The sequence below is a fragment of the Pseudomonas sp. DCA-1 genome, assembly GCF_046523955.1.
Lineage (GTDB): Bacteria > Pseudomonadota > Gammaproteobacteria > Pseudomonadales > Pseudomonadaceae > Aquipseudomonas > Aquipseudomonas putida_Y.
The window spans coordinates 2,807,586-2,822,053 of record NZ_CP169881.1 but is presented as its reverse complement, the minus strand read 5'-3'; the positions used below and the strand labels follow the sequence as shown (position 1 = coordinate 2,822,053).

The 14,468-nt window shown below is 57.6% G+C and carries 14 protein-coding genes and 4 pseudogenes; 9 read left to right on the top strand and 9 right to left on the bottom strand.

The features are described from left to right. The first annotated feature begins 30 nt into the window (after nucleotides 1-30). Nucleotides 31-601 (top strand): annotated as a pseudogene (locus ACE4QZ_RS13225) (ATP-dependent zinc protease). On the opposite strand, the gene ACE4QZ_RS13220 reads toward ACE4QZ_RS13225, so the two are convergent. From ACE4QZ_RS13220 to ACE4QZ_RS13200, 5 genes and pseudogenes are all read right to left on the bottom strand, one after another. Further along, nucleotides 507-935, bottom strand: a complete 429-nt coding sequence (locus ACE4QZ_RS13220) for a YkvA family protein (RefSeq protein WP_010953879.1) — start codon at nucleotides 933-935, stop codon at nucleotides 507-509. The pseudogene ACE4QZ_RS13225 and the gene ACE4QZ_RS13220 overlap by 95 nt on opposite strands. 818 nt (nucleotides 936-1,753) lie before the next feature. Next, a complete protein-coding gene (gene istB, locus ACE4QZ_RS13215; protein WP_011911830.1) occupies nucleotides 1,754-2,557 on the bottom strand; it encodes an IS21-like element ISPst3 family helper ATPase IstB in 804 nt (267 codons plus the stop codon). Continuing rightward, nucleotides 2,550-4,049, bottom strand: coding sequence for an IS21 family transposase (gene istA, locus ACE4QZ_RS13210; RefSeq protein ID WP_219412205.1), 1,500 nt, complete (start codon nucleotides 4,047-4,049; stop codon nucleotides 2,550-2,552). The genes istB and istA overlap by 8 nt, the downstream gene beginning before the upstream one ends. 115 nt (nucleotides 4,050-4,164) lie before the next feature. Continuing rightward, nucleotides 4,165-4,359: pseudogene (locus ACE4QZ_RS13205) on the bottom strand (hypothetical protein); the annotation flags it as partial. 426 nt (nucleotides 4,360-4,785) lie between these two features. Continuing rightward, nucleotides 4,786-5,757, bottom strand: a complete 972-nt coding sequence (locus ACE4QZ_RS13200; protein ID WP_010953881.1) for a site-specific integrase — start codon at nucleotides 5,755-5,757, stop codon at nucleotides 4,786-4,788. 180 nt (nucleotides 5,758-5,937) lie between these two features. On the opposite strand from ACE4QZ_RS13200, the gene ACE4QZ_RS13195 reads away from it, so the two are divergent. The 5 genes and pseudogenes from ACE4QZ_RS13195 to ACE4QZ_RS13175 all read left to right on the top strand — a co-directional run bounded on the left by ACE4QZ_RS13195 (nucleotide 5,938) and on the right by ACE4QZ_RS13175 (nucleotide 8,802). After that, a complete protein-coding gene (locus ACE4QZ_RS13195) occupies nucleotides 5,938-6,936 on the top strand; it encodes a DNA-binding protein (protein WP_010953882.1) in 999 nt (332 codons plus the stop codon). Between the two features lie 39 nt (nucleotides 6,937-6,975). After that, entirely contained in the window at nucleotides 6,976-7,620 is a 645-nt protein-coding gene (locus ACE4QZ_RS13190; RefSeq protein WP_011005888.1) for a DUF6036 family nucleotidyltransferase, read from the top strand. Continuing rightward, nucleotides 7,601-8,080 (top strand): hypothetical protein, encoded by a 480-nt coding sequence (locus ACE4QZ_RS13185; RefSeq protein WP_010953884.1) that lies wholly within the window; start codon nucleotides 7,601-7,603, stop codon nucleotides 8,078-8,080. Before ACE4QZ_RS13190 ends, ACE4QZ_RS13185 begins: the two co-directional genes overlap by 20 nt. Before the next feature lie 67 nt (nucleotides 8,081-8,147). After that, nucleotides 8,148-8,276 (top strand): annotated as a pseudogene (locus ACE4QZ_RS13180) (CopG family transcriptional regulator); the annotation flags it as partial. Between the two features lie 214 nt (nucleotides 8,277-8,490). Next, nucleotides 8,491-8,802 carry a DUF6088 family protein gene (locus ACE4QZ_RS13175; protein WP_011005886.1) on the top strand — a complete coding sequence of 104 codons (312 nt, stop codon included), beginning with the start codon at nucleotides 8,491-8,493 and terminating at the stop codon, nucleotides 8,800-8,802. A gap of 51 nt (nucleotides 8,803-8,853) precedes the next feature. Here the strand turns inward: ACE4QZ_RS13175 and ACE4QZ_RS13170 are convergent, their stop codons facing one another. Then, complete coding sequence (locus ACE4QZ_RS13170) at nucleotides 8,854-9,033, bottom strand: hypothetical protein (RefSeq protein WP_051122559.1); 180 nt, start codon at nucleotides 9,031-9,033, stop codon at nucleotides 8,854-8,856. 311 nt (nucleotides 9,034-9,344) lie between these two features. On the opposite strand from ACE4QZ_RS13170, the gene ACE4QZ_RS13165 reads away from it, so the two are divergent. Beyond that, nucleotides 9,345-9,782 (top strand): YeeE/YedE family protein, encoded by a 438-nt coding sequence (locus tag ACE4QZ_RS13165; protein WP_021784683.1) that lies wholly within the window; start codon nucleotides 9,345-9,347, stop codon nucleotides 9,780-9,782. Nucleotide 9,783: 1 nt separating this feature from the next. Next, complete coding sequence (locus ACE4QZ_RS13160; RefSeq protein WP_021784682.1) at nucleotides 9,784-10,215, top strand: DUF6691 family protein; 432 nt, start codon at nucleotides 9,784-9,786, stop codon at nucleotides 10,213-10,215. A 1,241-nt stretch (nucleotides 10,216-11,456) separates the two neighbouring features. On the opposite strand, the gene ACE4QZ_RS13155 is transcribed toward ACE4QZ_RS13160, so the two are convergent. The 3 genes from ACE4QZ_RS13155 to ACE4QZ_RS13145 form a co-directional block, all read right to left on the bottom strand. After that, nucleotides 11,457-12,452, bottom strand: a complete 996-nt coding sequence (locus tag ACE4QZ_RS13155) for a DNA-binding protein (RefSeq protein WP_028697429.1) — start codon at nucleotides 12,450-12,452, stop codon at nucleotides 11,457-11,459. 102 nt (nucleotides 12,453-12,554) lie between these two features. Next, nucleotides 12,555-12,938 carry a YeeE/YedE family protein gene (locus ACE4QZ_RS13150; protein ID WP_374755455.1) on the bottom strand — a complete coding sequence of 128 codons (384 nt, stop codon included), beginning with the start codon at nucleotides 12,936-12,938 and terminating at the stop codon, nucleotides 12,555-12,557. A gap of 53 nt (nucleotides 12,939-12,991) precedes the next feature. Next, complete coding sequence (locus ACE4QZ_RS13145; protein WP_021784680.1) at nucleotides 12,992-14,185, bottom strand: cation:proton antiporter; 1,194 nt, start codon at nucleotides 14,183-14,185, stop codon at nucleotides 12,992-12,994. A 152-nt stretch (nucleotides 14,186-14,337) separates the two neighbouring features. On the opposite strand from ACE4QZ_RS13145, the pseudogene ACE4QZ_RS13140 reads away from it, so the two are divergent. Next, nucleotides 14,338-14,436: pseudogene (locus tag ACE4QZ_RS13140) on the top strand (phosphoribosyltransferase); the annotation flags it as partial. Between the last annotated feature and the right edge of the window lie 32 nt (nucleotides 14,437-14,468).

The following is a 14,468-nucleotide window of genomic DNA, read 5'->3' as shown; positions in this document are numbered from 1 at the left end:
AACAGCCTCCGCGAAACCCGGGGCGGTTCAATTAGACGGATAGCTGCTAGCGCACTGGTCCTGATAATTTTTGCACTGTGTAATACCGCAGGTGCGAATCCATCCAGGGTATTTGGCTGGATTGAGGAGGGGCTGCTGCTTCCTGAAAAAGTCTCGGTGAAAATCAAGCTGGATACCGGCGCACTGACATCGTCTATGGATGCCAAAGATTTGGAGCGTTTCGAAAGGAATGGCGAGAAATGGGTGCGTTTCAAAGTTGAAGTGAAAGACAGTGACACAGGCAGAGCAGCCAGCATCCCTTTCGAGCGAAGGGTCGAGCGTAACGTCAAAGTCCGTGGTGCTGGCGGCGCTGAGCACCGCCCCGTGGTAGTGATGAAGATGTGCATTGGCAACCAGCTTTTACAACGAACAATTCTCCCTGAAGAACCGGGAAAAAATGCTCCATCCGGTTTTGATCGGCCGTCGAGCACTGGAGCACCTAGGAGCGGTGGATGTATCACGCACCTTCACTCAGGAGCCCAAGTGCGAGAAAGCCGACCCGGCGCAGAGCGGGTATAGAGTTTCCAGGCTCCGATCAACAGAGCCAGCCAGAGCAAGATGACCACCAGCGCAGCGCCCCGGCTCACTGGGCGGTGTTGCTGTGTGCTTTCCCATTCAAGGGCCTGCTGGCGGCATTCGTCCAGTACGTGATCGGGCATCAGCTTGATTACTAGCCAGATGGCCAAAGGTAGCAAGATCACATCGTCCAGGTAGCCAAGGACCGGAATGAAGTCTGGAATCAGATCGATTGGGCTTAGGGCATAAGCGATTACGATCATCGCTATAACCTTCGGCAACCATGGCGTTTGCGGATGCCGGCAACTAAACCACAGCATCATAACTTGCTGTTTCAGGGCCTTGGCCCAGCCGCGAACTCGTTGCAATACGTTACTCACTTTCTAGAATCCGTAGCCAACCAGCGCCAATAGCTTGCGGTGGCCGAGTTTGTCGGCGACGTAGCCGGAGGCCATCTTGGTGTAGCTGGCCAATGCATCAGCAATATCTTCGATGGTGCCAAGTGCCGCCGCCGGAATGCCCAGTTGTGGGATAAAAATAAAGATTCATCCTAATAACCTCACGTAACGCCCATTTTACGAGGGGCAATGATTAGCAAAGGTGCTTAAAGTTTCATCCTAAGAAATGGCATACAGCCAAAAGGGGTGTAAACCGTGAAAATAAAGTTTCATCCTGATCTTGCATGCATTACGAAGTACCGCCGGCCTCAGTTGATGCCTGATCGGTGGATATCCTCCATGGAGATCTCCTTGGCGACCCCGGAGATGTCGACCATGAGGACAATCATGCAGAACAAAGGAGGAGCAACGCATAGGTACTGGGCAAGCTCGATTGACCTCTGCCTTGTGAATGTCCGTTCAAGTCCCAGGGCTGAGTTACGTCGTAGCGCCGACCTTCGGTGTGTCCCACCACGCGGGCCAACGCGGTTTCAGTGCCGGAACGCATGTCCAAGGGCTCGGTGGCGAGCCAGATGCTATCGACGCGAGTCGCTGAGCGACCCTACGTGTTGGCGCTGATGGAAAATTGACCCACCCTGCCGATTGAAATTTGACCCAGGGCGGATTGCTGATTTTGTTACCAGCAACTGTGGATAAGTCTACCAGCGCAGCTGCTGTTGCCCCCACTCCTTCGCTAGCCCAGTTCAGTTGTTTAAGACCTGCCACACGCAGCCATGTAGCAGGCCGTCGTCGCCATGAAATCAGAACGGCTCATCGTCCTCCGGTTCTTGGCCGCCCTTACGCTTTCGCTCCCGTGATTTGATCTTGGCCTGGGCCGCCAAGCTACTGTGTTGCAGGCGATAGGACTCGTTACCGGTTTCGACGATGTGGCAGTGGTGGGTCAGCCGATCCAGCAGGGCGGTGGTCATCTTGGCGTCGCCGAACACGCTCGACCATTCGGCGAAGCTCAGGTTGGTGGTGATCACCACGCTGGTGTGTTCGTACAGCTTGGACAGCAGGTGAAACAGCAACGCACCGCCAGCCTGGCTGAACGGCAGATAACCCAGTTCGTCGAGGATGACCAGATCCATGCGCAGCAGTGCCTGGGCGATCCGCCCGGCTTTGCCGTCGTGTTTTTCGCGCTCCAGCAGATTGACCAGATCGACCGTGGAGTAGAAGCGCACGCGCTTACCGTGCCGGGTGATGCCGGACACGGCCAGCGCGGTGGCTAGGTGGGTTTTACCGGTGCCTGGCCCACCGATCAGCACCACGTTCTGCGCGGTGTCGGTAAAGGCCAGGCTGGCCAGCTCGCTGATCAGGCGTGCGTCGGCGCTAGAGGCGTTGAAATCGAAGCTGGCCAGATCGCGGTGCATCGGCAGCTTGGCCATGTTCATCTGGTGGCTCACCGAGCGCATGGCGCGATCTGTGTGCTCTTGTTCCAGCAGGTGTTCGAGCAGCCACTTGGACGAGGCTGTGTTCGACTCACCCTGTGCAGTTAACTCCGCCCAGGCCGTGGCCATGCCGTGCAGGCGCAGCTCCTTGAGTTCCGCCATCAAATCACGCATGACCGACCTCCTCGGCCTGGCCACGCAGGCGGTCGTAGCGCGCCGTGTTAGCGACGGGGGCTTCCTTGAGCGACAAGTGGGTTTCGACGCTGGGTGGTGGTTCGGATGCTGTCAGCCGTGCCACGACATTGAGGATGTGTTCGGCGCTCAGGCTGCCGCTCTCCAGTACCAGCTCAACGGCTACCAGCACGGCATCGAGTCCGGCGACCGGTACGGCAGCCAGGACTTGCGCCATGATCCGGTCACCGCCGGCATGACGCCCCAGACCGTGCTTAAGCTGACGCAGCGGCGCTGGCAGATCAGTAAAGGGCGCTCCGTTGCGCAGCGCGCCGGGCTTGCGCTCAATCAGCGGGATGTAGTGCTGCCAGTCGTAGCTGACCTGTTCGCGATCCAGCAAGCGCGCATGGCTGGCAATCAGCGCATCATCGGCCACCACCTCGATGCGGGTCGGATACAAACGGCTGCTGACCCACTTACCCGCGTACTCACACGGCACCGAGTAACGGTTGCGCCCGACGCTGACCAGGCAGGTGCTGGAGACCCGCGCAGGCCGCTCGACGTAACCGTCGAAGGCCGCGGGCATAGGCATCAGTTCGGCGCGCTCCAACTCCAGTACCTCGGCCACACTGAGCCCGCTGTATTGAGGGTGCGTCAGCTCGTTCCAAAGCGCGCGGCAGCGCTGGCCCAGCCAGGCATTGAGTTCCTCGAAGGAGTGAAACTGGCAGTCCTGGGCGTCTAGCCAGATACGCCTGCGGCTGTCTTGCACGTTCTTTTCAACGATGCCCTTTTCCCAACCAGCGGCGACGTTGCAGAAGTCCGGATCGAACAGGTAATGCGCGCACATCACCGCAAAGCGCGCATTCACCGCCCGGCCTTTGCCCTTATTGACCTTGTCGACGGCGGTCTTCATGTTGTCGTAGATGCCCCGGCGCGGCACGCCGCCCAAGGAGCCGAACGAGCGTGTATGGGCGTCAAATAACATCTCATGGCCCTGGCTCGGATACGCCACAAGCCAGAACGCACGGCTGGCACACAGCTTCAGATGTGCCACCTGCATACGCCGGTAAATGCCGCCGACCAGCAAGCCTTCCTCGCTCCAGTCAAACTGAAACGCCTCGCCAAGAGCAAAGGTCAGCGGCACAAAGGCCTGCGACGCCTTGCCCTGTCCCCCTCGCCAGGCACGGATAAACGCGGTGAGCTGGCTGTAGCCACCGTCATAACCTTCGGCTTTGATTTGCGCCAACAGCGCCTTGGCACTGCGCCGCTGTTGCTTGGGCCGCAGCGAATCGGCTTTTAGCGCCTGCTCCAGCGTGGCGTGAAAAGGGCTGAGTTTGTTGAAGATCGCGCGGCGTTGGTAGACCGGCGGCTTGGCCTCAGGTGCTCTGACCCACTTGCGAATCGTGTTGCGCGCCAACCCGGTGCACTTGGCTATCTCATGCAGCGACAGCTTGTCGCGGAAATACATCCGGCGAATTTTGCCCATCATTTCCATACTGATCACCCTGTGTTCTCCTGCTCAAAAATTGAGCAGAAGCAGTTGAACACCTGGGTCAGTTTTCAGTCGGCAGAACAGCCTCTACTGGGTCAGTTTTCGGTCAGCGGCAACAGGCCAGTTCAAGATCGGATAGAAGATGGTGTAAACGCCGGGTCTTGCTGCCAGGCAGGCGGTGGGAGCGCCCCAGCGAGGACACGTCCCTAGTGTAGATGAACGGCTTGTAGTCTGATCCCTGGCCTTGGCCACGCCCGTCCTTGAGCCTTCTATCGATCTGGGCCTGGGTCAGCCCCTTGAATGTTCCAGACATGAGAAAGCCTGCACCCCCTGTGTCGATGACCTCAACATAGCAGATACAGGCTCAGGATGAAACTTTATTTGCAAGGATGATGCTTTATTAAAACGGATGAAACTTTATTTGCATCCCACACCAGTACAGCGATGAAGCTGGGCAAGATCACTGTGGTAGTTTCATAGCAGAAATCACCAAGGGTGCTGGTTAGCCCCGCACCAACGACCGTGCGGTTCATCCAACCATTTGTCTGAGATGGTTCTGCCTGGCCGACGCCCCTGTAGGCAGCGTGAATCGGGCGCTCAGCAAGGGATTTTATAATCGCTCTATAATTAAACTATAAAGATCTATAAAGCTCATTCTAGAGCGGCTCAACTGCCTGTATGTGTTGAGAGAGCCCGATTACACTTCATGTTGCGCCATCGTCCCTGGGGTGTGCCGATATTAATGAGAAGCTGAAAGTTGACCCAAAGGGCCAGCATGAAGCTCAAGGACAGGTTTAGCTGCAAGGCCGCCAAAGGATATGGCGGGGTCGATGTAGCGCATGGCAGACTTGATGTCTTTCCAGCCTACATAGGTCATCAAGGCCTTGAGATCCCAGCCATTTGCCGTGGCCCAAGAGGCGAAGCCACGGCGCAGCGAATGGCTGGTGTACAGCTCGGCCGATATACCGGCGCGCTGTAGGATCTGGCGCAACAAGCTGATCAGGCTGCCGGGATGCAAGGCCTCGTCGCTCAGGTGCCCCCAGCGATCCAGGCGACAGAACACTGCACCACGGGCAATGCCGGCGGCACTGATCCAGTCGAGATAAGCCTGCACCGGGCAGAGGCACTTCAAGGCTGGTACGTAATGAGTCGTGCCGAGGTTGTCCCTGTCACCCTTACTTTGTGGCAGGAACAGGCTCATGCCCGCACCGGCTTCGGCCTGGATATGTTCGACCTGCAGCCGACAGAGTTCGTCACTACGAAAACCCCGCCAGAAGCCGATCAGCAGCAACGCCGCATCGCGCCGGCTGCGAAGCAGGCTTGCCAAATTGCCGGACTGCTGAGCCTGTTCGGCTTCCCGACTCAGCCATTGAATTGCTTGCTCCAAGTGCTGCAACTGCAACGGCGCAGCCTGCTTCGTTTGCGCCGGATGCAATGTGCGGATGCCTTTGAGCACCTGACGCACTGTGGGTGTCTTGGTCGGATCAGGAAAACCTTGGGTGATATGCCATTGAGCCAGGGCGGCCAGGCGCTGTTTGAGCGTGCTGAGGCTCAGCGTGTCGGCGTATTCCACCAGGTAGCGCACGATGTTGTCGCTGGTGGCGGGCAGGAAGCCGCCCCACGTCACTTCGAAGTGCTCGATGGCCGATTGGTAGCTGCGGCGGGTGTTTTCCCGCGTACCAGCTTGTAGATAGCGCCCGACGTCTTTCATCGCCCGAGGTTGCCCTTTGTGTACTGGAAAACGGCTGCCAAACGACCGTTTTTGCCTTTCGTATTGAATAACACTCCATTATTTTATCTGATTTATTTGCTTTTAACTGGCTTTACATCAATCAAATTTAGTATGTAAATACATACTATGTAATCTACTACGAAATCGTAGGAGCAGACCATGGCCCGCGGCGGCATCAACAAGGCACTGGTTCAGAAGGCGCGACAGGCGATCCTGGCGCGGGGCGAGAACCCAAGCATCGACGCGGTACGGGTCGAACTTGGCAATACCGGCTCGAAAACCACCATTCACCGCTACCTGAAAGAACTCGAAGACGCCGAGCGCGGCCGAAATACCGCCGCGATACCGCTCAGCGAACAGTTGGCCAACCTGGTCGGCCAACTGGCAGATCAGCTAGAGGAGGATGCGCAGGCCACCGTGGCCCAGGAGCGCGAACAACTACAACGCGAACGGCTCGATTACCAGAACCAAGCTCGGCTGGCCGAAAGCCGAATCCAGCAGTTGGAAAGTCAGAGCAGCGGGCTCACGGAACAGCTTCAGGCTGTTCAGCAAGCGCTACAGCAGGAACAGCAGCAACGCCAACAGACCGAGGTTGAGAATGCCCGCTTGGCGCAGGCTAACGGCGATCAGGAGGTGCGCCTGCAGGATCGCGACAGCCAAATTCGCTCGCTGGAGGAAAAGCATCAACATGCCCGTGATGCTTTGGAGCACTATCGTCAGGCCAGCAAGGAGCAGCGCGAGCAGGAACAGCGTCGACACGAGTCGCAGGTGCAACAACTGCAACTGGAACTGCGGCAACTGCAGCAGACCTTGATAATCAAGCAGGACGAACTGACGCAGCTGAACCGCGACAATGCACGCTTGCTCACCGAGGCGCGGCAGTTACAAAAAGAGCAACATGCGCAGCAACAGCTACTGGCGCAGAAAAATCAGGCCATGGAGGCCTTGCAGAGCGTACTGGCCGGTTCCGAACGCTCGAATGAAGCCCTTGAACAGCGTTGTCGCACGCTGCAGGAGGAGGTGTCCCGGCTGGGCGAAGCCTCCGCGACTCTGGCGCAACAAGCGCAGGGCCTGCAGGAGCGCTTGGTCGAAGCCAATACACAGTTGAAGCTACTCAGGGCACCACTTGCGAACAGCGATGGCGCACCGAGCACATGAACCGGCACACATGAGTCCATGTGCTGAGTGGAGGTGAAGATGACACTAATTGAGACTGCCAATGAGGGGGCCGCGGAACCTGTCCGTTTGACTACACCGCTAGGCCAGGCCATTGGTAATCTGTTCGCCCGGGCCTTGCCGCTACTGGATGGCAACCCTCCAGGCTCGCTCAAGGTCTTCGTCTTCGGCGGCTGCGCGGTGCACCTGCTCACCCATGCGCGTGGTAGTGCGGACATCGATGCGGAGATCGAGGCGGCCCGCGTGCTGCGTAAGGACGAGATCATGGCCGTCTACACACCGCCAGAGGGTTATGAGGACAGCGACGGCCGCGACTTGCAGGTTTACCTGGATCAGAACTACACCAATGCCCTCGGGCCACTGCACGAGGACTACCGCGAGCGCGCCATCCCCATGGAGGGTTTCGAGGGTGAGCAGCCGCTGCACATCTTCGTTGCCGCCGGCGTGGATCTAGCAATATCCAAACTCGGCCGCTTTACGGAAAACGATCAATCTGATATCGAACAGCTCATCGAGTGCGGCCGTGTCGATGTCGGCCAGTTTGTTACACTGGCAACAGAGGCAATCGATTATGCCGTGGGCAACCGAAGTGCAATGCAAGGCTGCCTAAAATTGGTCACAGCGAAGTACCTGGAGGATAGGCGAGATGCCACGCCTGGATCGTAAACAAAGCTTTGGCGCGCTCCTGGAGACTGTCACCCAGCAGCGCCTTAGCCAAGTTGCGTCCGATGCTCTTGTGGAGCTCGCCAAGCAGTTGTGGTACGAAGAGCGCGACCTCGTGCCGGTCCTGCAGCGTGAAGTGGCGGGCAAGCTGCGCAAGCCTGAACAGAAGCTGCGAGCCCTCTATCTGGTCGACCTGCTGCGTCGCTTTCCCTGTGTATCAACGGAAAAAGCCGCGCGCCTAAAAGGCTTTGTCAGCAGTTGGTCGAACCTGAAACCGGCTGAACGCTCGCCGCGGGCGACCCAGTTGGTCTCTCGCTACAAGCTCGACAAGCTGGCCTATGAGTGGGGGCTGGAGGAAGACGTCAGCAAGCAGATGCAGGATGTTCTGGCTTTCCAAACTCGCCATTACGCTGCCTCTCAGGGCGTGAAGACGGGCTATTCAGAGACAGCGCCCGTCGGTTAGCAGCAGGGCACGGCAAAATGGACTCGGAATGACCAACTCAACAAATGACGACCGACGATTCGCTGATCTAACGCGCGAGGCATTAGCTGACGTGAGCGCGGGTTTGGTGATTGATCACGAATTGGTCGAGATTTGGGCCCAGAGCCTTGATACCGATACCTCAGTGTCTTTACCTACTCCAGATCGGCCTACTTAATTCGCACCAGGCTGAACTCATCCTCATTTTTGCCTTATCTAGGCTTGCCCTGTGCGCGTGGAGCAACCGCATAAATATTTAAATAAGATAGAAACGAAGTGAGTGAATATTCATCTTATCTCGGCATGCCCCCTATACCTGTACGAGGCCGCTCTTCGTTTGTTCAGTGTCAGAATCGTTGCTAGGTTTCTGACATATTTCAATAAAATTAGCCATGACCATGAAATCCCTTCCCGAGACCATCGTCGAACACTGCAGGCTTCTCCCTGAAGGAGGCATTCTTGCACCAAACGAATTCCTTCATTTGGCTAGCCGCGCAGCGGTGGACCAAGCATTCTCTCGATTAGCCAAAGGAGGGGAGTTGATGCGAATCTCACGTGGCCTCTATGTGGCGCCGGTCACTGGGCGCTTCGGCAAACGTGCGCCGGCGACGGAGAAGGTCATTAGTGCGATAGCTTCGAAAAGCCATCAGGTAATCGCTTTAAGCGGTGCCCGCGCAGCGAACCTTCTAGGGCTAACGCAATAGGTGTCGATTAGGGAAGTATTTGTTACCGGCGGACGGCCGAGAACCCTGCAGTTAGGCAAGGCTCAGGTAATAATCGAGCATGCGCCGCAGTGGCAAATCGCTCTCGGAGCGACCATTGCTGGCGACGCTGTACGTGCGCTTGCCTGGCTGGGGAAACCTCACGCCCAAGAGGCAGTCGCCAAGCTGCGCACGTGCCTGTCGAGTAACGATTGGCAGATTTTGATATCGCATAGATCAAACCTTCCTCAATGGATGGCTGAAGCGATTGGGCGCGAAGCAGTCTTTGCTGAGCAGGGCTTCTAATCTACTCGTTTAAATACAATAGCTTAGAGAACGAATGTCCTAATTTTTGCCTTATCTCGGCATGACCCCGTATCCTGACGATCAAGCCTGCGCCGGTCAGCTGACTTCATTGTCTCGCTTCTATCGTTTCCGCAGCAGGCTTGAACGCGGGCACCGCGTGCAGGGAAGTGTCATGAGGTCGTTCTCTAGCGTTAAGATGGAATCTGTTTTTGTCTCTAATTCGACAATGGAGCGCTGAGATGTTTGTTGATATGGCTGCCTTCACGCCGTGGTCGGCATTGGCAGGCGGGGCACTGATCGGTTTGGCCGCTGGGCTGTTCGCCGTTGCGAACGGGCGCATCGCGGGCATCAGCGGTTTGCTCGGTTCTCTCCTGCAAAGTGGCGGGGAAGGGCGGGGTGAAAAAGTGTGCTTCTTGTTGGGCCTCATTGCAGCGCCACTTTTATGGCAACTGTTCTCGGCAATGCCTCCGGCTCACTTCAGTATGGCGCCTTGGCTGCTTATAGTCGCGGGAGTTCTGGTAGGTCTCGGTACTCGCTATGGCGGTGGCTGCACCAGTGGCCATGGCGTTTGTGGCCTGTCACGCCTGTCGCCCCGTTCGGCAGTGGCGACTCTGTGCTTCATGGCCGCCGGCTTTGCCACGGTCTTTGTGGTCAGGCATCTTTTTTCAGGAGCGTGAAATGAAGCGGATCAGTGGCTTCATTGCAGGGTTGCTATTCGGCATGGGAATACTGCTATCCGGCATGGCAAACCCCGCCAAGGTGTTAGGTTTTCTCGACATTGCCGGGCAGTGGGACCCGTCGCTTGCACTGGTCATGGTGGGTGCGATAGGTGCCGCACTGTTGCCTATGACTTGGGCGCGGCGTCACACCACTGCTGTGCTGGGAGGTAAGATACAGCTGCCTGCCAGGCGTGACATCGACCGTCGACTTGTCGGCGGGAGCCTCGTCTTTGGCATAGGCTGGGGGCTTACCGGCGTTTGTCCGGGGCCAGCGCTGGTGTTGCTCGCCGGGGGGTACTGGCAAGCCTGGCTGTTCGTGATCGCGATGCTCGTCGGTATGGGGTTGTTCAATGTTGCGGAAAACTTTCGCAGTCGTCAGGGCAGGGTTTGACGATACACAAATTAGTCTTGATCGAACTCATTACCAGGCACTTACTGAGTGCAACTCTACTAAATGAATATTTAGTAGAGTTATTTCTTAAATTCATATTATAAGGGCAGGGTACCAGAGCTTATCCCGCTATGCTATGCGGCCGTTGGCTGTTGCTACCAGCCACAGCTCCAAGCGAAGGTCCACTTAAGACGCCATATGAAGGATGACGTCCCACTGCCCAATACTTGGGTTATAGAGGAAGCCCAGACATTTCTGCAGGCAGCTCAAGTGCTTGAGGTGAGAGCGAAAAGTTCCCCAGATAGAACGCGTTACTGGCCAGCTGTGAGGAATTCGGCGCTCGCTTGAGAGCTGTTTCTCAAGTCGCTTCTGGTTAAGGCTGACCCGCGTTCCCCAGATCTGAATATGATCCTGATGGGCACCTGCGACTGCGCCTGAAGCCACGTGGTAATGGACACTGCTTGTCTGATCTGTAAAACGCAATTCCTAGCGACCTAGCCAGCCAGTTTCGTGCGATTCACAGAGCCTGGCACCAGGCTTTGAGTTGGACAAATGAATAAGTACTGCGTCGAATCTGTTCTCTGGCACGCGGTATCCGTACGAAGCCGATTCAGTTCTAGGCGTAGACTTGGACGTGTTGAACCTCGCGTCGCAACTTGAGGTACTGGGTCAAATGACGCAACGTTGGCCGAAAAGCCAACGGCGACCGTAATTTCGGTGCCCGCGAAAATCGTAGTGCGATCTGGGCTCTGAAGTTTCACCGTGGATTTTTTCACCGTGAAAAACCACCGGCAGAGCTGTCTGCAGCGACTTACTTCGGAGCTGATGCGTGTTGCTGGTAGCAACACCTGAAGCCGGCTGAACTGGTCATTTTTTCGCGTCTGCGAAATTCGCACTGCGAACTGGCTTCCAATCTGGCCAACCCACGGCCCGGTAACTCCATACGCAGGTGCTCATAATGCATATTATGTTAAATAGTATGCCATGTCATAATTACTCACGTGTGTTGTCTGTCTCCACTAACCTACGCAGCTGCTTCCACAAACCCGCGAACCCTTTAAAAATCAGCACCCTCACAATCTCTCGCTCATTCATTCTGTCACCCGTCGTTTAACGCCCCCCCGACCAACCGCTACGAACTTCTTACTTAGTTGATGTCCATGTCGCTTCCTAGTGCAAGGCAGTCTTCCGCTGCCAGTAAAATCAAAAAAACAAACACTCTGCCTAGGCAGGTCTATCGGTCAGGCGGGCTTGCGCGGCGCACGCTTTTTACTCGGCACCGTGCGGGCGGTGCCGAGTTGCTGAGCCAGCGCGTCTGCTCGGGCCGTAGCCGCTGCTGACTGTTCCCGAGAGCTGAGTAAATCCTGCTGAGCCAGTTGCAACTGCTGTTGCAAAGCCTCGATGCGTTGAGTCAAGTCGTCCACTACATGTTGCCGCTGTTCCTGCTCACTCTGCAGGGCTTTAATTTGCGCTTGCGCCATGGCCCGCTGTTCGCGCGTTTCGGTCAGCTCAATCTGACCGGCCAGCAGGGTTTGCTGAAGGCCGTGCTGGCGCTGATTGAGGTCCTTGAGTTGGCCCGCGACCACCTTGTACTCCTCGCGCACCCGATCGATCTCGCGATAGGCTCGGTCCTCCACATCGCGGGTGTACCGCTGCTGCTCTATCCGCGCTTGCTCGGCCTGCTCCCGACTGTTGTGCAACTGCTGCCGGACCTCGACCAGATGCGCGTGGGATTCGTCACGCTGCGCCTGCAACTCGTCGCGTTGGGCGCGCAGATCGTCGATTTGCGCCTGGCGCTGAACCAGCAACTGCTCCAGATCGGCTAGACGGGTTTCCACGCGTTGCCGTGTGGTGACTGCCTCAGCGGTCTGCTGCTGTGCCTGGACTACCTCCAGACGGGCGCGGGCTTCCAGCGCTCCCAGTGCTTCGCGCTCCTCGGCCAGCACCTGCCGCTGGGTATCAAGAGCCTGCTCGGCGACACTTTGCGCCATCAGCGTGGCCTGCTGCCAGATGGCCACGAAGGCTTGCGCCACTTCCGCCGGCAAGCCGGGCAGGCGGGTTTCGCCGCGCAGGCGCCCGGCAAGCTGTTCCCACCACTGATCGAGCAAAGCACCGACCCGCGCCGGGCTGCCGCGCCCTAACTCCAGGCGTACCCGCTCCACCGTAGGCCGCTCTCCACGGGCAAGGACTGCGTCTGCCGCGGCAAAAACATCGTTTTCTGGTACGCCTACTGCCATGCCCTACTCTCCGCCCATTTAGGTCTGATAATTAAATCTTATCCGACCTAAATGGCCAGAAAATGAAATTATAATACGTTAAACGTATTAAATATTACAGTTTTAAGCATTTGCATGTGATAGCCTCACTGGTGCTGGTTTTATCGGCGAATAACCCGCCGTCCGGCCGCCGAGACGTTGGTCGCCACAGATTTTGCGTCGAATACACAAGCCGTCACCATGCGCGAAGGCAAGGTGCAGCCACTGCCATAGCGCCCCCACCAGTAGCCCCGCGACCATGAGTAACCCCGGGGCCGTACTGAAACGCACCGGAGGCACCGCCGAGACCGCTCGCCACAACAGTGGCGCCGCAATAATGCCCAGCAAGAGGAACAGCGTCTCTCCTCGCCCTTCTCCCGTGCGTTGCAACAGCGAGCCGAGCAGACCGCTGATACCGGCAATGCGCCCGTTCGCCACCACGTACAGTCGGGCGACTAGGCCGATCAGTGCGCCGAATTAATCTTAACGCTGTGTTTTACGTTCGATCGCCTGTCACACCCTCATTCCCGAACGCGGCGTCCCATCCTCCGCGCCCCCGGCAATGCACTTAAGCCGTGCAATACCACGCTGAGCAGGACGCACGCGATAGTGCTCGCGATGATCGTGCCACCCTCTTGCAACGGCGCATCCAGTATCAATATCGTGAACACGATGGACGCGAGGCCACGGGGGCCGAACCAGCCGATGAACAAGCGGCTCTCGGCGCTGAGTGTGCTCCCCGCCAGGCTGAGCCAAACAGGTAGCATCCGCACCAGCGACAGGCTCGAAAGTGCGTAGAACCAGACCGAGGGTGCCACTATCTGCGAAGCTTTGGGCGCCACGTAGGCTCCGAACACCACCCAGGTCAGCAGCGACAGCGCCTCACCGCTCGACTCGCCGGTGACGAGCAACGGCTGCGTTTCCCGGTTGAACAGGTAACCTGTCAGCAGCCCTGCGCAGAAGGCGGCGATAAAGCCGCTCCCCCCCAGTGCCTGGGCGCAGGCGAAGCTCAGCAATGCCAGCGCGGGCATTACCAATTGCTGCCAGGCCTCGATCTGCAGGCAATGGCGTTGTGACAGACGTAACAATCCGCCCACCAACAGCGCAAGCGCCGCCCCTGAGAGAACACCGATTCCCAGTTCTTCCAGGAAGAAATAGCCCGCCAAGGCAAAAGGCATCGTCGAGTGGGTCTCCATCAACAATGTCAACAGCAGGAGCAGTACCGGCACGCAAATGCCGTCGTTCAAGCCGCTTTCGACATTCAGGCTCTCGCGTACATTGGCCGGCACCTCGGGGTTGCTCACGACTGCCTTGCCAAGGGCGGCATCGGTCGGGGCCAGGATCGTCGCCAACAACGCCATCTCCAGCCTGGGCATCTGTGGGAACATCAGCCAGGCGGCAAGCCAGCCCGCAATCAATGTCAACGGCAGGCCTAGTGTCAGCAGGCGCAAGGGCAGGCTACGGGATTGCCGCAATTGGGCCAGATCGGCCTTGGCGGCATCATTGAACAGGACGATTGAAAGGGTAAGCTCGGCCAGAAAGCGAAGATCGTTGCGGTCCAGCGAAAGGTTCAACAATCCAAGCCCGGAGGGACCTGTTACCAGGCCCGCCAGCAGAAACAACAGCGGCCCGTTGATAGGTTTGGATTCAAGCGCGCCGGCCAGGCTGGCGTACAGCACCAGCAAGGCGGCCAGAACAGCCAGGTTCTGATACATGGCCACGCCTCGGGATGAAAAGCGTATATACGAACGCTATCACTGCGCGCGCAACGCGACGATCTGAAAGGCGGCAGAAGTTATCCTAGGTCAACAATGCAGGTAATAAAGATCTCACGTGCCGGCAACGGCCATGGCCTGCCTGCGTCTGAGGTGCTGCGCCATTACCGCCCTACCCGATCAAGGACAAGCGCTACGCGGATGACCTCAGCCTCCTGCATGCCCATACTCAACCCACCGAGAACCCTGAATCCGGTTCGTCGGGCACCTCCCGGCGCGGCTG